Origin of the sequence: Pedobacter puniceum (assembly GCF_009674685.1) — a bacterium.
GTDB lineage: Bacteria > Bacteroidota > Bacteroidia > Sphingobacteriales > Sphingobacteriaceae > Pseudopedobacter > Pseudopedobacter puniceum.
In genome coordinates this window covers 359,011-382,432 of record NZ_WKJI01000002.1, presented here as the reverse complement: position 1 = coordinate 382,432, position 23,422 = coordinate 359,011, and the positions used below count along the sequence as shown (strand labels likewise).

General features: G+C 34.4%; 20 protein-coding genes. 12 read left to right on the top strand and 8 right to left on the bottom strand.

Annotation, left to right across the window (positions count from 1 at the left end; all coding sequences use genetic code 11):
• Positions 1-106: 106 nt before the first annotated feature.
• On the top strand, positions 107-1,891 hold the full coding sequence (locus tag GJJ64_RS08290) for a M61 family metallopeptidase (RefSeq protein WP_195759261.1): 1,785 nt from the start codon (positions 107-109) through the stop codon (positions 1,889-1,891).
• A 150-nt stretch (positions 1,892-2,041) separates the two neighbouring features.
• A complete protein-coding gene (locus GJJ64_RS08285) occupies positions 2,042-2,956 on the top strand; it encodes an alpha/beta hydrolase (RefSeq protein ID WP_154287339.1) in 915 nt (304 codons plus the stop codon).
• A 66-nt stretch (positions 2,957-3,022) separates the two neighbouring features.
• Here the strand turns inward: GJJ64_RS08285 and GJJ64_RS08280 are convergent, their stop codons facing one another.
• Positions 3,023-3,517 carry a hypothetical protein gene (locus GJJ64_RS08280; protein ID WP_154287338.1) on the bottom strand — a complete coding sequence of 165 codons (495 nt, stop codon included), beginning with the start codon at positions 3,515-3,517 and terminating at the stop codon, positions 3,023-3,025.
• A 177-nt stretch (positions 3,518-3,694) separates the two neighbouring features.
• On the opposite strand from GJJ64_RS08280, the gene GJJ64_RS08275 reads away from it, so the two are divergent.
• Positions 3,695-5,467, top strand: coding sequence for an AMP-dependent synthetase/ligase (locus tag GJJ64_RS08275; protein WP_154287337.1), 1,773 nt, complete (start codon positions 3,695-3,697; stop codon positions 5,465-5,467).
• 31 nt (positions 5,468-5,498) lie between these two features.
• Here GJJ64_RS08275 and GJJ64_RS08270 read toward each other — a convergent pair whose 3' ends face one another.
• The 6 genes from GJJ64_RS08270 to GJJ64_RS08245 are packed head-to-tail and all read right to left on the bottom strand — an operon-like array spanning position 5,499 to position 12,808.
• Positions 5,499-5,876: a response regulator gene (locus GJJ64_RS08270; RefSeq protein ID WP_154287336.1), complete on the bottom strand. Its 378-nt coding sequence runs from the start codon at positions 5,874-5,876 to the stop codon at positions 5,499-5,501.
• A gap of 53 nt (positions 5,877-5,929) precedes the next feature.
• Positions 5,930-6,493, bottom strand: a complete 564-nt coding sequence (locus tag GJJ64_RS08265) for a chemotaxis protein CheB (RefSeq protein ID WP_154287335.1) — start codon at positions 6,491-6,493, stop codon at positions 5,930-5,932.
• Between the two features lie 2 nt (positions 6,494-6,495).
• Entirely contained in the window at positions 6,496-7,353 is an 858-nt protein-coding gene (locus GJJ64_RS08260) for a CheR family methyltransferase (RefSeq protein WP_154287334.1), read from the bottom strand.
• Entirely contained in the window at positions 7,340-7,723 is a 384-nt protein-coding gene (locus GJJ64_RS08255; protein ID WP_154287333.1) for a response regulator, read from the bottom strand. The genes GJJ64_RS08260 and GJJ64_RS08255 overlap by 14 nt, the downstream gene beginning before the upstream one ends.
• Positions 7,724-7,747: 24 nt before the next feature.
• Entirely contained in the window at positions 7,748-11,344 is a 3,597-nt protein-coding gene (locus GJJ64_RS08250; protein ID WP_154287332.1) for a response regulator, read from the bottom strand.
• Positions 11,345-11,347: 3 nt separating this feature from the next.
• Positions 11,348-12,808 (bottom strand): ATP-binding response regulator, encoded by a 1,461-nt coding sequence (locus tag GJJ64_RS08245; RefSeq protein WP_154287331.1) that lies wholly within the window; start codon positions 12,806-12,808, stop codon positions 11,348-11,350.
• A 204-nt stretch (positions 12,809-13,012) separates the two neighbouring features.
• Between GJJ64_RS08245 and GJJ64_RS08240 the strand changes: the two genes are divergently transcribed.
• The 6 genes from GJJ64_RS08240 (at position 13,013) to GJJ64_RS08215 (ending at position 20,232) form a co-directional block, all read left to right on the top strand.
• Positions 13,013-13,447: a MarR family winged helix-turn-helix transcriptional regulator gene (locus GJJ64_RS08240; RefSeq protein WP_154287330.1), complete on the top strand. Its 435-nt coding sequence runs from the start codon at positions 13,013-13,015 to the stop codon at positions 13,445-13,447.
• Positions 13,448-13,533: 86 nt separating this feature from the next.
• Positions 13,534-15,939 carry a 3-hydroxyacyl-CoA dehydrogenase/enoyl-CoA hydratase family protein gene (locus GJJ64_RS08235; RefSeq protein ID WP_154287329.1) on the top strand — a complete coding sequence of 802 codons (2,406 nt, stop codon included), beginning with the start codon at positions 13,534-13,536 and terminating at the stop codon, positions 15,937-15,939.
• An 88-nt stretch (positions 15,940-16,027) separates the two neighbouring features.
• Positions 16,028-16,342, top strand: a complete 315-nt coding sequence (locus GJJ64_RS08230) for a four helix bundle protein (protein WP_154287328.1) — start codon at positions 16,028-16,030, stop codon at positions 16,340-16,342.
• 155 nt (positions 16,343-16,497) lie between these two features.
• Positions 16,498-17,673: an acetyl-CoA C-acyltransferase gene (locus GJJ64_RS08225; RefSeq protein ID WP_154287327.1), complete on the top strand. Its 1,176-nt coding sequence runs from the start codon at positions 16,498-16,500 to the stop codon at positions 17,671-17,673.
• A gap of 76 nt (positions 17,674-17,749) precedes the next feature.
• Entirely contained in the window at positions 17,750-19,528 is a 1,779-nt protein-coding gene (locus GJJ64_RS08220) for an acyl-CoA dehydrogenase family protein (protein ID WP_154287326.1), read from the top strand.
• 239 nt (positions 19,529-19,767) lie between these two features.
• Positions 19,768-20,232 carry a hypothetical protein gene (locus GJJ64_RS08215; protein WP_195759260.1) on the top strand — a complete coding sequence of 155 codons (465 nt, stop codon included), beginning with the start codon at positions 19,768-19,770 and terminating at the stop codon, positions 20,230-20,232.
• A 120-nt stretch (positions 20,233-20,352) separates the two neighbouring features.
• Here GJJ64_RS08215 and GJJ64_RS08210 read toward each other — a convergent pair whose 3' ends face one another.
• Positions 20,353-20,748: a Dabb family protein gene (locus GJJ64_RS08210; protein ID WP_154287325.1), complete on the bottom strand. Its 396-nt coding sequence runs from the start codon at positions 20,746-20,748 to the stop codon at positions 20,353-20,355.
• A 206-nt stretch (positions 20,749-20,954) separates the two neighbouring features.
• Here GJJ64_RS08210 and GJJ64_RS08205 point away from each other — a divergent pair, with 206 nt between their 5' ends.
• From GJJ64_RS08205 to prfB, 3 genes are all read left to right on the top strand, one after another.
• On the top strand, positions 20,955-21,437 hold the full coding sequence (locus GJJ64_RS08205) for an FKBP-type peptidyl-prolyl cis-trans isomerase (RefSeq protein WP_154287324.1): 483 nt from the start codon (positions 20,955-20,957) through the stop codon (positions 21,435-21,437).
• Between the two features lies 1 nt (position 21,438).
• Positions 21,439-22,308 carry an FKBP-type peptidyl-prolyl cis-trans isomerase gene (locus GJJ64_RS08200; RefSeq protein WP_154287323.1) on the top strand — a complete coding sequence of 290 codons (870 nt, stop codon included), beginning with the start codon at positions 21,439-21,441 and terminating at the stop codon, positions 22,306-22,308.
• A 20-nt stretch (positions 22,309-22,328) separates the two neighbouring features.
• A protein-coding gene (prfB, locus tag GJJ64_RS08195; protein WP_154287322.1) for a peptide chain release factor 2 occupies positions 22,329-23,418 on the top strand; the annotation gives its coding sequence in 2 pieces (ribosomal slippage) (positions 22,329-22,388 and positions 22,390-23,418; 1,089 coding nt in all).
• The last annotated feature ends 4 nt before the right edge of the window (positions 23,419-23,422 follow it).

Sequence of the window (23,422 nt, the reverse complement as noted above, 5' to 3'; positions counted from 1 at the left end):
TTTAAGTTTACACAATAGTTGAAGGTATCAACTATATTACAAATCAATCATACGGCTTAAATTTTTGAATCTTGAATAATATTTTAGTTTTGTATAAAAACTCAAAATGCACTCATTTAAAATTTTTCTAAACACTTTAATCATCATTTTTATGGTTCAATTAACTGCTACGGCAGATGATAGTTCTAAAATAGAGTTCACAGTATCTTTTTCCGAACCGCAGGCACATTATGCTGATGTTGAAATGCGTATCAGTAATATCCGTAAAAAGGAAATAGAGGTAAGTATGCCTGTTTGGGCGCCTGGTTCTTATTTGGTAAGAGAATTTTCTAAAAACGTGGAAGGTTTTACTGCCAGCACAACTTCTGGTACAGCTTTATCATCAGAAAAAATAAAGAAAAACACTTGGAAAATTAAAAACGATGGTAGTAAAACTATAATTGTTAACTACAGAGTTTATGCTTACGAAATATCTGTAAGAACCAGTTTTGTAGATGCTAATCATGCTTTTTTATCGCCAACAGGCATATTTATGTTTGTAAAGGATAGGTTAAATGAGCCAGTTAGGGTTAATATCGTACCTTTTAGCAGTTGGAGTAAAGTTTCTACAGGTTTAGAAAAAATTGAAGGTACTAAATTTTCTTACCACGCTCCGGATTTTGATTGGTTGTATGATTCTCCTATAGAAGTTGGTAATCAAGATATTTTTGAGTTTGATGCTGCCGGAGTTAAACATGAAGTTGCAATGGTAGGCGGTGGAAACTACGATAAAGAGAAGTTAAAAATTGATATGGCGAAAATTGTGGAGGAGGAGACTTTAATTTTTAGAGAAAACCCTAACAAGCGCTATGTATTTATTGTTCATCATTACCAAAACGGAGGTGGTGGTTTAGAGCATTTAAACTCTACCGTTTTAGGAGCTAAAAGAACAGGATATACAGACCCTGCAACCTATACCAATTTTTTAAGTTTGGTAGCTCACGAATATTTCCATTTATGGAATGTGAAAAGATTAAGACCTATTGCGCTTGGTCCGTTTGATTATGAAAACGAGAACTATACAACAGATTTATGGATTGCAGAAGGTTTTACTGCTTATTACGATAACCTAATTATACAAAGAACAGGAGCCATTTCTGAAGTTGATTATCTTAAAATCTTACAAGGAGAAATTAACCTTATTGCTAACCAAAAAGGAGATAAAATACAAGCTGTAACAGAAGCTAGTTTTGATGCTTGGATTAAATATTACAGACCAAATGAAAATAGCAGTAATGCTACTATCTCTTACTATAATAAAGGTGCTTTGCTTGCCGCGATGCTTGATTTAGCTATTATTCATAAAACTAATGGTGAGAAAAGTTTAGATGATGTTTTAAGAAACACTTACATAGCTTATTACAAGAAAAAAGGTAGAGGTTTTACAAGTAAAGAATTTAAAGAGGCTTTAGAAAAAGAGTATGGGGAAAGTTTGGATGATTTCTACAGCAAATATGTAAATGGCACTCAAGAAGTAGATTGTGCTAAATTTTTGGCTTATGCAGGTTTAGAGTTGGTAAACAGAGCAAACCCTAATATGCCTTCTTTAGGAGTAAGAACTAGGAAAAATATTATCAGTACTGTTATAAGAGGTGGTGCAGCATGGAATGGCGGTTTAAATGTTAACGATGAAATTATTGCAGTTAACGGAGAAAGAGTTGAAGATATTAATGATTACATCAAAACTAAATCAGTTGGAGAGAACTTAGAAATTGTCTTAAATAGAGATGGTATTATCCAGACTTTAAATATTAAGTTAGCCGCTAGTACTGATAAGTATTATCAAATAGATAAAATGAAGAAGCAAACAGAACAGCAAAAAGCTGTTTTTAAGAAGTGGATGAAAATATAAATGATTTCAATTTTAAAGATAAAACAAATAAATCCGAGACAGAGCTCGGATTTATTTGTTTTATGGAGTTTTATATTCTGATACCTAAAATTAAGATTATAAAAATTAATGAATTATGTAGATTTGGTAAAACCAATTATAAAATAAATAATGAAAAAAAGCAGAAGTACAACTATACTTAAAAATTCTTTAGTAATTGCTATTATCTTTTTTATAAAACTTTACAGCATAATAGCATTTGCCCAAAGTACTTCTAAAGTGGCTTACACACCACCCGCTAATAATTTGCTAGAAACTAATAGTGGCTTTACTATCTATCAAAACTTAAGATACGGTCCTATACCAGATTCTATTGATAGTTCTACCTCCGATCGTATTTTAGATTTATATCTTCCAAAAAGTAAAGCTGATAAAATTAGTTATCCTATTTTCTTTTTTATACATGGTGGCGGTTTTACCGGTGGCGATAAAAATGTAAAAGATATATGTACAAAAATGGTTAATAAAGGTTTTGCGGTTGTGTCTATCAATTATCGCTTAACATTAAAATATAAAAAAGCTCCGGGTTCTAGTTGTTCTGCTAATATGGCTGAAGGCTTACCTAAAAACGGGCAGTTTCATCCGTTACTTCAAACTGCAATTAACAATGCATCGCAAGATGCTGCCATGGCATTAACTTGGGTGAAAGAAAACGCTATTAAGTACAATTTAGATATCAATAAACTTGTTGTTTCTGGGGGTTCTGCCGGATCTATGACAGCTCTGCACCTTGCTTACGTTTCAAAGCAAAAAATTATACCTATTAAAGCGGTTATTAATTTGTGGGGAGGTTTAGAAAATGCATCAGTGATTAAAAAAGACGCTCCACCACTTTTAACCTATCATGGAGATAAAGATGACATCATTAATGTAGCTTACGCTTATGCTATAAACGATAGGATGAAAGGTATAAAATCTAATAAATCTCAGCTTATCATTTTAAAAGACAAAGGCCACGCTTTATATAAATTAATAGGCGAAGAAAAAATAGATGAAATAGTTTCTTTTATAAAGAATGTGATGTAAAATAGTATTATACTGATAACAAAAAAGGAGGCTTTTAGCCTCCTTTTTTGTTTCTAATCTTTAGCTTTAGAAAACAAATCTTAATGTAAAGCCAGGCTCAATATCTAAGAAAGGACCTCTTGCTAATTCTAATCTAGGGTGTAAATCAACACCAAGAGTAAAAGGTATCTCAGGCATTTTCCATTCTAAACCCAAAATGGCATCAGCACCTAAAAGCAAGCCATTATCATAAATTTCATCATCATCACCAAAGTATCTTCTGTATCTTCTGCCATCATCAATACCTCCAATATGGGCACCTATACCATAATACCATTTTAAAGAAGGCTCGCTAAAAGCGGTGGCATGTTTCTCGTACAAACCAGTAACTACAAAAACACCTGGTCTAAAACCTAATATACCTTCAATAGCAGCATCAGATTTTACAAAGTGTTTAATAGTTAAACCATTTTCAAAGCCTCCGGCTCTAAAACCAATTCCAGTATTATAACCTTGTGCATTTACTTTTGAAAAGGTTAAAAACAATAGTGATAAGCTTAATAATAATAATTTTTGTTTCATTTTTTATTTTATTTATCCAAGCCTCATTCTCAAATCAAATGCCAGAGATTAATTTTCTGCTAAAAACTTTAATTCATATTCTTATGTTATTCTAATAAATGTAATAATCGTAAAACCTTCTTTGAGGTTCAATCAGGATTATCTATCTTAATAAAACCAATTATAAATTAACGTATTATGGAAGCCATTAGCAGAGTGTTTGATTTGCTTAAATACAATAAGCAAAACTTTAATTGTCAAGATATATTGGCCACTAAGGTAAATGGTCAATGGAAAAAATATAGCAGTAGTGATTTTATCAATATTTCTGAAGAAGTAAGTCGTGGACTTATCAAAAAAGGAATTAGCAAAGATGACAAAGTGGCTATCATGTCTGAAAATAGACCCGAATGGAATTTTTGCGATTTCGGAATCATGCAAATAGGGGCAACACAAGTTCCTATGTATCCAACTTTGGCTGAGGCCGATATCAAATTTATTCTGATAGATGCCGAAGTAAAAATTGTATTTGTATCTTCAGAAGAGCTTTACCAAAAGGTACAGAAGGTAAAAAATGAAGCAGGTTTACAAACCGAAATTTACACCTTCAATAACGTAAGTGGAGCGCCAAATTGGTTAGAAATTGTATCGCTAGGCAAAGAAAATCAGGATATTGATTTAGAACCTTATAAGGAAAAAATTACAGAAGAAGATTTGCTTACGCTGATATATACTTCTGGTACAACAGGAACACCTAAGGGGGTAATGTTAAGCCATAAGAACTTAATAAGCAATATTTTATATTCATCCAGGCTATATCCAGAACAAGTAAAAAGGGCGTTAAGCTTTTTACCACTTTCGCACATTTTTGAACGTATGGTGGTTTACATGTACTTTTATCTGGGTGTTTCTGTTTATTATGCAGAAAGTTTAGATACCATAGTAGCCAATTTGGCCGAAGTAAAACCACATTGTTTTACCACGGTTCCAAGATTATTAGAGAAAGTATACGATAGAATTGTTGCTAAAGGACAAGCTTTAACAGGAATTAAAAAGACTTTATTTTTCTGGGCTTTAAAATTAGGTCACCAATTTGAAATGGATGGTAAAAATGGCTTTTTATATGAGTTACAGTTAAAAATAGCTCGCAAACTTATCTTTAGTAAATGGCGTGAGGCATTGGGCGGAGAAATTATTGTTATAGTTTCTGGTGGTGCTGCTTTACAAGAGCGTTTAGCAAGAGTTTTCTGGGGTGCAGATATTAAAGTACTAGAAGGTTATGGTTTAACAGAAACATCGCCAGTGATAGCGGTTAATGGGCCTAGAAAAGGAGAAACGATGTTTGGTACCGTAGGTAGGCCGCTGGGTAATGTAGAAGTTAAAATTGCTGATGACGGAGAAATTTTATGTAAAGGCCCAAGCGTGATGAAAGGCTATTACAAACGCCCCGATGCTACAGCAGAAGCAATTACGGATGGTTGGTTCCATACTGGAGATATTGGAATGCTTAAAGATGGCTTTTTGGCTATTACTGATAGAAAGAAAGAAGTATTTAAAACCGCAGGAGGTAAATATGTTGCGCCACAAGTTTTAGAAAATAAGTTTAAAGAATCTGTTTATATAGAGCAAATTATGGTAGTTGGCGAGAATAAAAGATTTCCTTCTGCTTTAGTGGTTCCAAATTTTGAGAAGCTTTTAGACTGGAGTTCGAAAAATGGAATAAGCGAACAAAAGCCTACAGAACTGATTAAAAATAAACAAGTTTATGATAAAGTATGGTCTGAAGTTGAAAGACTAAATGCTGATTTTGGTAAGTGGGAGCAAGTTAAAAAGATAGCTTTATTACCTAAAGAATTTACTATTGATGGTGGCGAGCTTACACCAAAATTAAGCTTGAAGCGTAAAGTGATTCTGAAAAATAACGAAGCTTTGGTAGAAAAACTTTACGAAGAAACAGATAAATTAGAATAACAAAATAGGCCTCTTTTCGAGGCCTATTTTGTTAATGATGTTTACGTTCTAAAACATCATTAACAATATTTTCAAGCTCTACTAAATCAAAGGGTTTGGGTAAGTAAGCATCAGCGCCAGCGGTTTCTGCAAGTAGATGAATATCATTATTAGCAGAAAAATAAATCACTGGAATATGCTTAAAAGCTGGATGTTGTTTTAATAGTTGTGTAGCTTTTATGCCACCAATATCCGGAATCCAATTATCCATTAAAATAACATCCGGATTAATGCGGGTAACTTTTTCAATAATATCGTGTGAGGTTTCTGAAATTTCTACCTGGTAACCAGACTCCATTAGGATGATAGAGCATAACTCTAAAATATTTACATCATCATCAAAAATTAATATCGTTTTATTAGTATCCATTTATGTTAAAGAAAGTAGTTTAAATCATACACCAGATAGATATTACGTAGCATTTATGGTACATCAAGCTTGTTTATAAATGCAGCAATCTCATCCGGATTTAAGACAAAATCAATTTTTGATTGTGTGATAGCCTGTAAAGGCATATAATTAACCTCTGCAGTTACAGGGTTTTGTACAAGTGTTGTTCCATTGTTGGCTTTAACATGGTTTAACCCTGCTACACCATCGGCATTTGCACCAGATAATAGTATTGCAAAGGTATTTTCTTTAAACACTTTTGCTGCCGAGCTAAAAGTTACATCTATTGATGGTCTAGAGAAGTTTAGCTTTTCAGAAAAATCTAAAGAAATGGTTTTATCACTTTCTATAAGTAAATGATAATCTGGCGGGGCAATATAAATATAGCCAGGTTCTAAAATATCTTTATCATCAGGTTCAACCACTTTTAAGTTTGTTTTAGTGCTTAATAAAAAACTCAATTGAGAATCTGCATAACCTTTTCTATGTAGAACAATAATAATAGGGAATTTTAAATGATGATGAAGTTGCGGTAATACCTCTAATAATACTTTTAAGCTCCCTGCAGAACCACCTATGATAAAGATAGTTTCCATAGCTAGGTAAAATCAGTTTTAAATCTTCTTTGTTCTTCTTTTTGCTTACGCCATATTTTTTCTGTAGATATTTGATGATAGTGCTTATCAAGTTTAGAGAACCTGATGGTTTCTTTAGAGCCTAAGCCCAAAAAACCCAGATGTTCTAAACTATCATCAAAAAGCTTAAATACTTTAGCTTGTAAATCTTTATCAAAATAAATTAAAACGTTTCTGCAAATAATAAGCTGAAATTCATTAAAAGAGCGGTCTGATACCAGATTATGCGTAGCAAAAATCATTTTTTCTTTTAAATCATCGTTAAAGCGAGCAAAATCATAGTTTGCAGCATAATATTCAGAAAAATTACGTTGCCCTCCAGAAAGGATATAATTTTCTGAATATAATTTCATTTGGCTAATAGGGAAAATACCGTTTCTAGCCTTCTCTAGAACACTTGGGTTAATATCTGTTGCATAAAGCAAAATTTTATGCATAAGTCCGGCTTCTTTGGCTAAAATGGCTACCGAGTAAACTTCTTCTCCGGTAGAGCAACCTGCTAGCCAAATTCTAATCAATGGGTAAGTACCTAGTTGCGGTAAAACTTGTTCTCTTAAAGCTTTATAAAAAGAGGGGTCTCTAAACATTTCGGTTACATTAACCGTAATTTCTTCTATAAACCTCTGTAAGTAAGAATGCTGTTTAATAAGCTGATATCTCAATTCAGCAAAGCTGGTAAATTTATCTATCAGGCAAATGCGGTTTACCCTCCTTTTAATAGAAGCTTTGCTGTATTGAGTAAAATCATAACCATAAAGCTCTGCAATTTCTGTAAGCAGGCTTTCCAGTTCTTCATCTTTTATCAAATCAGGTTCTATCATTTAAAACTTTAGCAATGCTATGTAATAACTTATCAATATCAATAGGTTTGGAGATGTAATCTGCTGCACCTGCGGCTAAACATTTCTCTTTATCTCCTAGCATAGCTTGTGCCGTAACTGCTATAACAGGCGTTTTTTTTGTTTTTTCATGATCCTTAATGACGCTTATGCCTTCATAACCGTCTATCTCGGGCATCATCATATCCATTAAAACTAATGTTGTTTCTGGATACTGTTCTAAAAGCTTAATCCCTTCTGTTACGCTGTTGGCGGCTATACAATCAAAACCTTTTGATTTAAGAACCATCTTTAAAGCGAAGATATTCCTGTTATCATCGTCTATAATCAGAATAAGGGTGTTTTTTGTCATAAATTCTCTCCATGTTATATATTTTTAATATTGGTATAACCATACCCTTAGCAGAGATAGTAACTGGTCTATATCAACAGGTTTTGATATATAATCAGATGCGCCTGCTACAATACACTTTTCGCGGTCGCCCATCATTGCTTTGGCGGTTACAGCCATAATAGGTAAATTCTTAAATTTTGGATGTTTTCTAATTCTGGAAGTAGTCTCATAGCCATCCATTTCTGGCATCATCATATCCATTAATACGATAGAAATTTCAGGATGTTGTTCTAACTGTTCTAAAGCATCTTTTCCATCGGTAGCAGAGATAACCTTCATTTGATGCTTTTCTAATGCTTTTGTTAGCGAGAATATGTTACGTACATCATCATCAGCAATAAGAACAGTTTTACCTTTTAGTACTTCGTTTAAAGTTCCTAAAGTGTTTATCTTCTTTTTTACAACATCGGTTTTCTTTTCTTCTACCAGGTGTAGAAATAAGCCTACTTCATCTAAAATTCTTTGGTAAGAATGCACTGTTTTAATCACTATAGAGTCTGCATATTGCTTAATCCTGATTTCTTCTGCTTTGGATAAATTTTTGCCCGTAAAAATGATGATAGGTAAATTTTCTAAGCCTTCATTCTTCTTTATGGCTTCTAAAGCTTCATAACCGGTTTGGTCTGGTACACCCATATCTAAAATAATGCAATCAACCTTATCTGAAGTTAGGGCTTCTACACTATCTTCTACACTGTTTTTAATTTCTGTAACGATATCAAAACTACTTAAGAAATAAGATAAGGCGGTTGCATGCTTAGGGTTTTCTTCTATAATAAGTACTTTTTTAGGATGTCTGTGTAGTGCATCTTCAATTTTTTTAAACATCATATCCATATGCTCTAGTGCAACTGGTTTATTTATAAAATCTATAGCACCTTTAAGTAAACTTTCCTTTTTAACTTCTAAAGAAGACATAATATGTACCGGAATAGGTTTTGTTTTAGGATTAGATTTTAACTCTTCCATAACCATCCAGCCATCCTTAATAGGGAGCTGTATATCTAATAAAATAGCTAAAGGCTGATATTTCTCGGCAAACTCAACTGCTAAATCTCCCCGTACTATCACAATGCCTTTATATTGCTGTTTACGGGTATATTTTAATAGCAAGGTGGCAAAAGCGGTGTCATCCTCAACAATTAAAATAACTTTATCTCCAGGGTTAATATTTTGCCTGTCATCTTCAACATCATCGGGTATTTTATGGGTAACAAACATACTCTCTGTAGATGAGAATAAAGTTTCTTCTAAAGTTTCTGGTATATTTGAGTTCTTTATAGAGGTTGGTTTTGCTTCCTTTGGTTTAACTAAACTACTATCTAAAGGGATTTCTAAAGTAAATTTACTTCCTACACCTTCTTTACTGGTCAAAAGAATTTTACCACCTAGTAATCTTGCTAGTTCTCTACTGATAGATAAGCCTAAACCGGTGCCGCCAAATTTTCTTTTGGTAGAACCATCTGCTTGTTGGAAAGTTTCAAAAACCAATTTCTGTTTGTCTTCTGATATCCCGATACCCGTATCTTCTACTATAAATTGTATGAAATCTTTCTTTTGTGGATGGCTTTGGATGATGAGGCTTACCTTGCCCTGCTTGGTAAATTTTATGGCATTAGAAATCAGGTTTTTTAATATCTGATCTAAGCGTAATTTATCCGTAATCATAAACTTCGGGCAGGTTTTGTTATAATCGATATGTAGACCAATATTTTTTTCTTTAACTAAAGGATTGAAAAGAGCTTGTAAATCATTAACAAGTTCAGGTATATCCGTCTGTTGGAAATCTAAATCCATTTTTCCGGCCTCAATCTTAGAAAGGTCTAGAATTTCATCAATCAGCGTTAACAATCCAGAGCCAGAGCTAAGAATTACTTTTGCAGATTCTATTTGTTCTTCATTTAAGTTTTGCTCGTTGTTTTCTGCTAATAATCTAGATAGTAATAAGATAGAGTTTAAAGGCGTACGTAGTTCATGAGACATATTTGCCAAAAACTCTGATTTGTATTTGGTGCTTAAAGCAAGTTCTTCGGCTTTTTGTTGTATTTCTATATTTCTTTCTACAATAAGTTGGTTTTTTTCTTCCAATAATTTAGAACGTTCTTCAAGTTCTAAATTAGATTGCATCAACTCTTCTTGTTGTACTTTAAGCTCTTCTTCTGATGCTTGTAATTTCTGAGTTTGCGCTTCTAGTTCGGCATTTAAGTTTTCTAATTCTGTATGCTGCGCTTGCATTTCTTCTGATTGCGCCTGTGTTTCTTCTAAAAGCCTTTGTACATGCTTACGTGTTGCAGCTGCAGCTATGGCTACACCTAAATTCTTGGTAGCATCTTTAAAAAATTCTATCTCAACTTCATTAAAACTATGGCAGCAGCCCAATTCTATTACACCAATGGCTTTACCATCATATAAGATAGGCACTATTAGAATATTGCTTATTTTAACTTTTCCGTTTGCGAAGGAAACTGTATAATTATCATCCGGAATAGGGGAGAATAACTTCTCTTTTCCATTGGCATAAACTTGTCCAAGCATCCCTTCACCAGATTTTACTGGCTGCAACATCCTTTCTTCTAAGCCATAAGAACTTTGTAGGGTTAATAAACCATTTTCCATTAAGTATAAAGCACCCGAGTTACACCCTCCGTAGTTTACCAAATGGTCTAAGGTGTCTTTTGTAATAATATCTAATGTTTTATTACCAACTAATTTTTCATTTAAAGTAGCAATACCTTTTTGTAGCCATTCATTATCGTTTAATATGGCGAAAGACTTTTGTAAGGCATCGGCCATGGTGTTTAATGATGTTGCTAAACTTCCTAAACCATCCTTCTCATCGTCATTTAACCTAATATCATATTTACCATTGGAAATTTGCATAGCAACATCTTGTATCAAATGGATTCTTCTGGTAATCTCTTCATCTTTCTTTTTTAGGGCTAATCGTAAATTATCACGGTCTAAGAAATCATTCTTTACCCTTAAATAAAAGAAAAAGGTAATAAGCATGGCTATTATAGCAGCGGCAACAATAAGTATAGTGGTATAATTACTAAAATGGGTTACAGATTTTGTACGTTCTATCAGTAGTTGATTTTCTGTATCTTTTATTTCTGCAATAATTTTTCTGGCGCTTTCCATGGCCTGCCTACCTATCTCCAAATCATTCTCTGTATAGGTTTGGCTATTTCTTTTGGTTTCAATCAATCTATCCAACATCACCATTCTGGTGTCTATCACACCAGAAAGCTCTTCAAATCTTTGTACTTGTATAGGATTATCCTGAGTTAAATCTATCGCAACTTTTAAAGATCCGGGTAAAGATTTTAAGCCAGCATAATAAGGTTCTAAGAAGCTTTCTTTACCAGTTAATAAATAGCCTCTCTGTCCTGTTTCTGCATCTTTTAAGTCTGATAATATTTTTTCCGATGCATCAATAACATCTTTAGTATGCGCTACCATCGCGTTACTGTGCTGCAGTTGCCTGATACTGATAAACGAAGCTATTGAACTGATTAGTAATACAATCAGCGATAAGCTAAATCCAATTTGAAGATTACGTAAAAATGTCTTTTGCATATTTTAAATGGGTATTGTAAAATAAAATGAAGAACCTTCTCCTTCTTTACTGTTTACGCCATAAGTACCTTGGTGTTGTCTGATGATTTCTGAACAGATATATAGCCCAATTCCTAATCCTTGAAACCTCAGAGACGATTCTTCTACTCTAAAAAACTTGCCAAATATGTTTTTCTGCTTTTCTAAAGGGATACCAATGCCAAAATCCGTGACAATAACTTTCAGGTGTCCATTATGTAATTCTGTTTCTATGGTAACTTGTTTATTGTCTGGCGAGTATTTAAGAGCGTTGGTTAAATAATTTATTAAAACTTGTTCTATCCTCACTTCATCGGCAAAAATGGGATGATTTACTAAAGTTCCTTTTCTTATTATTTCTGCGTTTTCATGTGTTTGGTGGATAATATCAGTAACACTAGAAAGCAGATTTTCAAAGTTAAACAACTTCTTATTGAGCTTTAATTTACCGCTTTCTATTTTGGAGATATCTAGCAAATCAGCAATTAAATTATTTAGTTTAGAGAGTTGCAACTGTGCTCTTTCTAAATAGGTGTTTGCCGTATTATCTGGGTTGTTTTTTAAGCTTCTTTGTAATAATTGCACATAAGCTTTAATGCTAGTTAAAGGCGTTTTTAATTCATGGCTGGCAATACTTAAAAACTCATCTTTCTTTTTTTCAATCTGTTTTTGGTCTTCTATATCGGTAAAAGTACCTACCCACTTTACCACTTTATCTTTTTCCTTTATCGGGATAATCCTAAGCAAATGGAAATGGTAAGCATCAGAATTAAGCTCTTTTATACGTACTTCCAATTCTAAAGGGCTCTCTGTAAACATGCAAATGGTCCATTCTTGCTCAATATTTTTATCATCAGGGTGGGTATAAGGGAACGCTTTCGCTGATAAAGAATACCTAAACCATTGTTTATTAACAAATTCAATATTTCCCTCTGGATCTGATGTAAAAGCAACCTGAGGTAAAGATTCTAGCGTAGAGTGTAATTGTTCTACCCTTTCTTTAAGTTCTGCCTGTACTTTTTTTCTGATTTCTATCTCGGCTCTTAAAGCGGTTTGTATTTCATTTAGGGCAGTAGTTTGTTCGTATAAACGATAAAATGTTTTCACCTTCAATATTAAAATATCTGGGTCTACAGGTTTGGTAACATAATCTATAGCTCCAGAAGCATAGCCTTGGGCAATAAATTTTTTATCGGTATTAACAGCAGAAAGAAATATAATGGGTATATCTTTTGATTTACTAAAGCCAGCCAAGGTCTCGGCTACTTCAAAGCCATCCATATCTGGCATTTGAACATCTAGAATAATGAGAGCATAGTTGTTTTTAAGGACTTTTTTTAAAGCTTCCTCACCAGACAAGGCGGTATCTACCCCAAATTTTTTAGACTCTAAAAGCCTTTTTAATGAATAAATATTTTCTGGTTTATCGTCAACAATTAAAATCATATTGCTGTGATTGGTATTTAATACCAAAGGCTTTTTTTATTTAAAATGAAAAAGATGTTTTGATTCCTTTTTGAGTAAATCTTGCGAAAATCAGTCTATGAAAGCAAAAACCAATCCAAAAGAAAAAAGAAGGGAAAAAATTTATTATGCTTGCATAATAAATATGGACTTGTTATATTTGGTATTCAATCACCTAATCTCATTATGAAACCACAAGAAACTATAGACTATCATCTTAAGGTAACCTGGCAGGCAATCGCAAACAAATATAATCAAATTGCTGCCGGATTTGGCATTACACAATCAGTTGGCTATTTACTCATTAACATCCATGAATCTGAAGGTACAACCGTATCAGAGGTGGCATCCTTATTGGGGCTAAAATCAACCAGTTTAAGCAGAATGCTTAATAACCTAGAGAAAGATGGGCTTATTTTCAGACAAATTCACCAAAATGATAAACGCTCTGTTAAAGTTTATTTAACAGAGAAAGGAAAAGAAAAAAGGCATTTAGCCAGGGTGGTAGTAAGGAAATTTAATGACTATTTAGATAGCCATTTATCAGAAAAGGAGAGAGAAATACTTATTAATTCCTTAATCAAGATTAACACATTAACCACAGAGTATGAGACAGATTAATTTCTTCTGGTTTATCAAAACTCATAGAAATTAAAACTTAAGCTATTTCAAACCATACTCGTTAATAAAAATAAAAGGATAAACAGATGAAAAGAATTATCAGGAAAGTTGCTGTTTTAGGATCAGGAATCATGGGCTCGCGTATAGCTTGCCATTTTGCTAATATAGGTGTAGAAGTGCTTTTACTTGATATTGTTCCTAAAGAATTATCAGCCGATGAGCAAGCTAAAGGATTAACTTTAGAGCATCCAAAAGTACGTAATCGTATTGTTGATACTGCCTTGCAGAATACGCTTAAAAGTAATCCTTCGCCGGTTTATAATAAAACGGTTATTAATAAAATTAAAACCGGAAATTTTACAGACCACATGAAGGATATTGCTTCTTGCGATTGGACAATAGAAGTAGTGGTTGAAAATCTTGAAATAAAAAAGAAAGTTTATGACCAAGTAGAGCAATATCGTAAACCAGGTACTTTAATTACTTCTAATACATCTGGCATCCCTATCCATATGATGGCAGAAGGTAGGAGTGATGATTTTAAAAAGCATTTTTGTGGTACGCACTTTTTTAATCCACCGCGTTACCTAAAATTACTAGAAATTATACCTACACCAGATACAGATCATGCTATTGTTAATTTCTTAATGCATTATGGAGATTTATATTTGGGTAAAACTACCGTTTTATGTAAAGATACTCCGGCATTTATAGCCAATAGAGTTGGTGTTTATTCTATTATGGCATTGTTGCATTTGGTAGAAAAAATGGATTTAACGGTTGAAGAGGTAGATAAATTTACCGGACCTGCTCTGGGCAGACCTAAGTCTGCAACTTTCCGCACAACAGATGTTGTAGGTTTAGATACCATGATTAATGTGGCTAATGGTTTATATCAAAATGCTCCTGATGATGAAGCTAGAGATAAATTTGTACTTCCAGAATACGTAAAGCATATGCAAGCCAATAATTGGCTGGGCGATAAAACAAAGCAAGGCTTTTATAAAAAGACTAAAGATGCTGATGGAAAATCAGAAATATTGGCACTTGATTTAAAAACTCTTACTTATAGAAAGCAAGAGAAAGTAAAATCTGCAACGCTAGAAGCTACAAAACCTATAGAGAATTTAGCAGAACGCATGAAGGTTTTTGCTAATGGAAAAGACAAAGCTGGTGAGTTCTTTAGAATATCTTTTGCAGGTTTATTCGAGTATGTTTCTAACCGTATTCCAGAAATTTCAGACGAGCTTTTCCGTATTGATGATGCCATGAGAGCAGGTTTTGGTTGGGAACTTGGCCCATACGAAGTTTGGGATGCCGTTGGTGTTGCCGAGGGAATAGCTATTATGCAACAACATGGGCACCAACCAGCAGCATGGGTAAAAGAAATGCTTGATGCTGGAAACATCTCTTTTTATAAAGTAGAAAACGGTATTAAGAAGTATTACGATATCCCATCAAAATCTTATAAGGTTATCCCGGGTAGAGAAGCATTTATCATTTTGGATAATATACGAAGTACCAAAACGGTATGGAAAAATGCCGGAACAACTTTAACAGATTTGGGCGATGGTATTTTAAATCTAGAGTTCCACACCAAAATGAACACTATTGGTGGCGAGGTACTTACTGGCATTAACAAAGCTATTGATATTGCCGAGAAAGATTTTAGAGGTTTAGTTATTGGTAATGATGGCGCTAATTTCTCGGCCGGAGCCAATGTAGGGATGATTTTTATGATGGCTGTAGAGCAAGAGTGGGATGAGGTAAATATGGCTGTTAAGTTATTCCAGAATACATCCATGCGTATCCGTTACTCTTCTATCCCGGTGATTTTAGCACCTCACAATTTAACGCTTGGTGGTGGCTGCGAGTTTTGTTTACATGCAGACCATGTACAGCTAAGTGCAGAAACCTATATGGGCTTGGTAGAGTTTGGTGTTGGTTTAATACCTGGCGGTGGCGGAAGTAAAGAGTTTGCCCTCAGAGCATCGGATGAATTTACCGATGGACAAATAGAGCAAAACGTCTTGAAAGAAAGATTCTTAACCATTGGTATGGCAAAAGTATCAACCTCTGGCCTAGAAGCTTATGATTTAGGCTATCTGCAAAAAGATAAATTCTCTATCAGCATGAATAAAAACAGATTGATTGCTGATGCTAAAGAAAAAGCGCTTGAGTTAGCCAATAATGGTTATACCCAACCCGTAAGAAGAACAGATATTAAAGTTTTAGGAAAAAGTGGTCTTGGGATGGTTTATGCCGGTGCCAATACCATGAAATCTGGAAATTACATTTCAGAACATGATCAGAAAATCTCCCAAAAACTAGGTTATGTGATGTGTGGCGGAGATTTATCAGCACCAACATTGGTAAGCGAGCAATACCTGCTAGACTTAGAACGCGAAGCTTTTTTATCCCTTTGCGGAGAGAAAAAGACATTGGAGAGAATCCAGAGTATTATAACTAAGGGGAAACCTCTAAGAAATTAGTTCATTTAGTATAGTGTAATGGGTATTGAGTATAGCGCACCTAGTATGACGGCTCTACCTAAATTTATTATAATTAAGCATAAAGAAGATGCACAACATTAAAGAATTGAAGATTTGGAATAAGGCGATAGAGCTTGCAGTTGAGGTTTATGAGCTTACTTCAAGATTTGCATCTGATGAAAAGTTTGGATTAATTTCTCAAACTCGTAGATGTGCTGTTTCAATTTCTTCAAATATTTCTGAAGGTGCAGGCAGAAATAGTGCCGGAGAATTTAAACAGTTTTTAGGGATTGCAAATGGCTCTTCTTACGAATTACAAACTCAATTAATAATCGCAAATAAACTTGGGTTTCTAGAAATCGAAGAAACTGATAAAATATTAGATAAGATTGATGAGATATAAAAGATGAATTATAAGCTTCAAGTCTCATTAAATAAATAAAGTATTAAATGAGCGTTTTTTTAGAAAATGCGTAAATCAAAAATAAAGTTTAAAACAATAGATAGGCGTCTCAATACACTCTACTCAATACGCATATCTAAATAAAATATAAAAATATGGAAGCATACATCATAGCAGGATACAGAACAGCAGTAGGAAAAGCTCCAAGAGGGGTGTTTCGATTTACCCGAGCAGATGATTTAGCTGCCGAGGTGATACAGCATTTAGTAGCCTCTGTACCGGGTTTAGACGTAGAAAGAATAGACGATGTGATTGTAGGTAATGCAACTCCGGAAGCAGAACAAGGACTTAACATCGGAAGAATGGTATCCCTAATGGGTTTAAAAACTGATAAGGTGCCGGGTGTTACCGTTAATAGATATTGTGCATCGGGTTTAGATACCATTGCTACAGCAGTAGCAAAAATAAGAGCAGGAATGGCGCATTGCATTGTTGCTGGCGGAGTAGAGGTGATGTCGGGTATGCCTTTTGGCGGATGGAAAATTGTACCTAATGCTAAAGTAGCGATGGAAAACCCAGATTGGTATTGGGGTATGGGCTTAACTGCAGAGGCAGTTGCTAAAGAGTTTGAAGTTAGCAGAGAAGACCAAGATAAATTTGCTTTTGAATCGCATCAGAAAGCTGTAGCAGCTTTAGAAAATGGGCATTTAAAAGATGGTATTGTGCCTATTAAAGTATCAGAAACTTATTTAGATGAGCAAATGAAAAAGAAAACTCGAGAATATGTGGTTGATACAGATGAAGGCCCAAGAAAGGATACAAATTTAGAAGCTTTAGCTAAGCTGAAACCAGTTTTTGCAGCCGGAGGCTCTATTACTGCCGGAAATTCTTCTCAAACATCAGACGGAGCAGCTTTTGTTTTAGTAGTTTCTGAAGAGATGCTAAAAGAGTTAAATGTTAAACCTATTGCTAGGTTGGTAAGCTATTCGGTAGCAGGTGTGCCACCAAGAATTATGGGTATTGGCCCTATAGAAGCCATACCGAAAGCCTTAAAACAAGCCAATTTAAAACAAGATGATATTGATTTAATTGAGCTGAACGAAGCTTTTGCATCGCAATCTTTAGCTATCATCAGAAAATTAAATCTAGATACTAGCAAATTAAATGTAAACGGGGGTGCTATAGCGCTAGGGCATCCACTAGGTTGTACAGGAGCAAAATTATCTGTACAAATTTTTAATGAGTTAAAAAGAAGAAATCAAAAATACGGTATGGTAACCATGTGTGTGGGCACTGGACAAGGTGCCGCCGGAATTTTTGAGATGCTTTAAAATTAGACACTAATTAACCAAACCGAGTAAAGAGTCGGTGTTGTAGAATCTTTACTCCATAAAATCATTATAAACTATGCAAGTACAAATAAAAGGCGGAGAATTCATCATTAAAGAAACTTTAGCTCAGGATGTTTTTATTCCAGAAGAGTTTGATGAAGAACAATTAATGATTAAGAAAACCTGCGAAGACTTCTTACAAGCAGAAGTATTCCCAAATTTGGATAGGATTGATAAGTTGGAAGAAGGTCTTATGCCATCTTTAATGGATAAGGCAGGAGAACTGGGTTTACTAGCCGTTTCAATTCCGGAAGAATATGGCGGTTTTGGTAAAAACTTCAATACTTCTATGTTGGTAGCTGATGCTGTAGGTGCTGGTCACTCATTCGCGGTAGCTTTATCAGCACATACCGGAATTGGTACTTTACCTATTCTTTATTATGGTAACGAGGAGCAAAAAGCTAAATACATTCCTAAACTTGCTTCTGGCGAGTGGAAAGCGGCTTATTGTTTAACAGAGCCAAACTCTGGTTCTGATGCTAATAGCGGAAGAACAAAGGCTAAATTAAATGCAGAGGGTACGCATTACATCATCAACGGACAAAAAATGTGGATTACCAATGGTGGTTTTGCCGATGTTTTCATTGTTTTTGCTAAAATAGATGATGATAAAAATTTAACAGCTTTCATCGTAGAGAAAGATTTTGGTGGCGTAACCATGAACCCAGAAGAGCATAAAATGGGTATTAAAGGTTCTTCTACCCGTCAGGTTTTCTTTAACGATTGCCCTGTTCCGGTAGAAAATATGCTATCAGAGCGTGAAAACGGCTTTAAAATAGCTGTGAACATTCTTAATATTGGTCGTATTAAATTAGGGGCTGCGGCTATTGGCTCATCCCGTAAGGTGATAGATTATGCTGTTAATTATGCAAATGAGCGAGTTCAATTTGGGCTTCCAATTTCAAAATTTGGAGCTATCAGATACAAATTAGCAGAAATGGCCACCCGCAACTTTGCGGTTGAAAGCGCTGCTTACCGGGCCGGACAAAATATTGATGATGCTTATGATAGATTAGTTGCCGGAGGTATGGATTCTGGTAAGGCTAAACTTAAATCTACCGAGGAATTTGCGGTAGAGTGCGCCATCTTAAAAGTTTGGGGTTCAGAAATGTTAGATTATATTGTTGATGAAGGCGTACAAGTTTACGGCGGCATGGGTTTCTCTGCAGATGCTCCTATGGATAGAGCTTACCGCGATAGCCGTATCAACCGTATTTTCGAAGGCACCAATGAGATTAACCGTTTGCTTATTGTAGATATGCTCTTGAAAAGAGCTATGAAAGGCGAGCTAGATTTGATGACACCAGCACAAGCGGTAGCGGGCGAGTTAATGTCTATTCCTGATTTTGCTGAGGAGGATGATGCTTTATTTGCAGCCGAGAAGAAAGCCCTAAAGAATATCAAAAAAGCAGGTTTAATGATAGCCGGAGCTGCGGTACAAAAACTGATGATGACTTTAGCTAAAGAGCAAGAAATCTTGATGAATATAGCCGATATTATTGGTGAGGCTTACATTGCTGAATCAACCATTTTAAGAGTAGAGAAATTAGTTGCGATGCGTGGCGAAGAAGCTGCTGCCGGACAAATTGATATGATGCGTATTTATATGCAACAAGCTGTTGATAAAGTTTATTTAGCAGGTAAAGAAGCATTAAATTCTTTTGCCGAAGGCGATGAATTAAATATGATGTTGATGGGCTTAAGAAGGTTTACTAAAGTAGCACCTTTTAACATCAAAGATGCAAGGCAAAGAGTAGCAAAACAATTGATAGAGGCTAATAAATATTGCTACTAAAGAGAAAAGTATAAAAACTAACTAACTAAATTTATACTTGAGTTCGGGGTGTTATTTCACCTCGAACTTTTTTGTTTTTATAGCGTCTGTTTCTCATATTTACGCCAGCCTGTAACGAATGCCTAATACGGCTTAAGCCCTGCTATCGGTTATAAATTTATAAAGCTTGCCTTCGCTAAAATCTTTAAAAATATACTTCCAATTATTCTTTATCTTTAAGCAAATAAAATTTAAATCATATGAAAAAGATAATGTTAACGATTGCCGTGGCAATGTGCTTAAATGTAGTTGCTATGGCTCAAACTACCACTGAAAAGTTGGGCGAGTGGAAGATAGTAACCGTAGTAGAATCTATAGTTCCTATGGGTTTGGGAAGATCAAGAATGATAGAAAATACAACTGAAGTTAATACCGAGCAGTTTCGTACCAGTCGTACAGATGGACAAAAATCTGATCAAAAAAGTGTAAGCAGAAGCGAATTAAAAGTAGAAAATTTTGATGAAGCCAAATTATTGAACTTTTTTAGTGCGGCGGGTATCAATTTTCAAAATATAGCTTCTAACGATGCCATGATTGGGGCAAGAATTATGGAATTAGAAGCAGCTGGCTTTAAATTCATCTATGTTACCAGTGCCGTCGAAAGCCATGCTGGTAAAGACGATTCAGGAGGTATTTTTATTACCAGAATGTTCTTTAAAAAGTAAGTTTAAGATATTTTTTAAGCTAGCCTATAATCTTTTAGGCTGGCTTTTTACATTGCGCTCGTTTGTAACGAGTGCATATATGGTTTGCCGATTTTATCGGTTTTTAAATTCTAAGTTTAACTATTTCAAAATATTCTCAGAATCGTAAATCAAAACTTTACTCCATAAATGCTCACTTTCTTTGATGAATACTTTATGGGCAGTTTCTTCCTGATATTTATCATGTGCTTCTTTAGAAACAAAAGTCACCATTAAGCAGTAACTGTAAGAATTATCTATTACAGGTCTGTTGGTGCTAGCAGGAGTTCCTAAATGCATACTACTAATGTGTTTAGATGCCTTTAAGAAAGTTGTAAGAGATGTTTCAAACTTTAAACGGTCTTCTTTACTTTCAGGGTTTTTTAACCAAAAGAGCACAGTATGTACAAATTTTCCATTTTCTTTTTGCGCCATAACAGATTCAGATTTTATCAAACAAAATAAACTGATGATGAATACCAAGAAATACTTTTTCATGATGATTATCTATTAAAATCTAAATATACATTTTCAGCCAGACTTCATTCCTTTATCCCTCTAATTATTGTAACCAATTTGCTATAGTGTATCAGTATGAATGATTTTTTACGTAACAGACAAACACATAATCTGTAATTTGACGTTAAATAATGTTAAAGCTTAGGTTTATATAAAAAGATAAATAAATTTGTAAATTATTAAAGATGAAGAAGTACGTTTGGTTAATTTTAGTTGCGGTTACAGCATTATTTAGTTCTTGTTTAAAGAAAGATACAGTTGACCCTTATCAACAAGCAGAAGAACAATTAAAAAAAGACGAAGAGATTATCAAGCGTTTTATTACCGATAACAACATCAATGCGGTAAGGCATGAATCGGGTATGTACTATCAGATTATCAATGCTGGGACAGGTAATTTCGACTATAAAACCAATAACAATCCTAACATAACTGTAAATTATACAGGCAGATTATTAAACGGAAATGTTTTTGATAGTGGCACAGGATACAGTAGCAGATTAGGTAATTTAATTATTGGATGGAGATTAGGCATTCCCTTAATACAAAAAGGCGGGAAAATCAGATTATTAATCCCATCTTTATACGCTTATGGTCCTAGTGGTGTAGGAAGTATTCCACCAAATGCCGTTTTAGACTTTGAAATTGAATTAACACAGATACAATAAGATGATAAAGAAATTATTCGGGTTTTTACTTTTAGCCATTAGTGTATTAGCTATTTCCTGCGAAAAGGAAACCAGAAGTTTAAAAGAAATTGAAGACCAATTAATACAAGAATATATCAGAAGCAATAACCTCAATTTCACTAAAGATACCACAGGTTTTTATTATCAGGTGATAGATGAAGGAAATAGTAATTTGCCGATTTTAAAATATTCTGATAAGGTTAGAATCGGTCAGAAAACAACTTCTATCAATAAAGCTGTAAATTACGAAACATCTATATACAACCCTACCCAGGCAGATTTTGTAGGTTATATCAAACCCATTCCTTGGAGAGAAAGCATAAGAAAGTTGAGAAAAGGCGGTGTGGTAAGGATACTTATTCCTTCTTATTTAGCTTATGGTAAAGATGGTTTTGGAACAAACGTACCGGGTAATTCTATTTTAGATACCAGAATAGAAGTTGTAGACGATACCAATTTAGAATTATACGAAGATAGGCTCATTAACAGATACTTAACAGAAAAAAATATCACAGCTATTAAAGATGCTTCAGGTCTTTATTATCAAATAAGTGCTGCTGGAGATAGTAATTTCCCTACTGTAGATTCAGAAATTACCATTGCATATACAGGCAGATTGTTAACCGGTGCTGTATTTGATTCTAGAACTGCCAGTAACCCATTAAATTCAAAACTTTCTGAGTTAATTGAAGGATGGAAAATTGCCTTACCTAAAATTGGCGTAGGCGGTAAAATAAAAATTATTGTACCATCAAGATTAGCTTATGGAGAAACAGGTGCCGGACAAGGAAGTATCATAGGCCCTAATACAGTAATTGAGTTTGATATAGAATTAATAGCTAAGAAATAATTGCAGATACAGTATAGAATATGACGAAAGAACAACTACAGGATTTAAGAGACAGGGTAACGTCTCTGAGGAGGCATCTTTGACATTGATGCTAAACTAACCGAATTACACCGCGAGAATGCACTTTCTCTAGAACCTACTTTTTGGGATAATCCTAAAGAAGCAGAGAAAGTATTACATGCTATCAAAATAAAAAAAAGCTGGACAGATGCTTACGATTCTGCCTTTGCAGCTATTGAAGATGCTGGTGTTATGCTAGAGTTTTTTCAGGCTGGCGAAGCTACAGAAGATGATGTTAATGAAGCTTACCAAAAGGCAACTACAGAATTAGAAAATCTGGAGTTTAAAAATATGCTTTCTGCCGAGGAAGATCAATTAAATGCCGTTTTACAAATAACTGCCGGAGCTGGTGGTACAGAAAGTTGCGATTGGGCCAGCATGCTCATGCGTATGTACATTATGTGGGGCGAGAAAAATGGCTATAAAGTAATAGAACAAGACTCGCAAGAAGGCGATGTTGCAGGTATCAAAACTGTAACCTTGCAGTTTGAAGGAGATTTTGCTTACGGATACTTAAAAGGCGAAAACGGTGTACATCGTTTGGTAAGAATTTCTCCTTTTGATGCCAATGCTAAAAGACATACCTCTTTTGCTTCTGTTTATGTTTATCCTTTGATTGATGATACCATAGAAATTGAGGTAAATCCATCAGAAATTGAATTTGAAACGTTTAGATCTGGTGGTGCAGGTGGGCAAAATGTAAACAAGGTAGAAACTGCAGTAAGGTTGTACCACAAGCCTTCTGGTATTATCATTAAAAACCAAGAATCTCGTTCGCAATTACAAAATAAAGAAAACGCTATTCGATTATTAAAATCTCAATTATTTGAGATAGAAATGCGTAAACGCAGAGAAACCACTGCAGCTATAGAAGGAAATAAGAAGAAGATAGAGTGGGGTTCGCAAATAAGAAATTATGTTTTACATCCATACAAATTGGTTAAAGATTTAAGAACAGATTATGAAACCTCTAATGCACAAGCTGTATTAGACGGAGATTTAGACGAGTTTTTAAAGTCTTATTTAATGGAATTTGGAGGAACTCATTAAAATG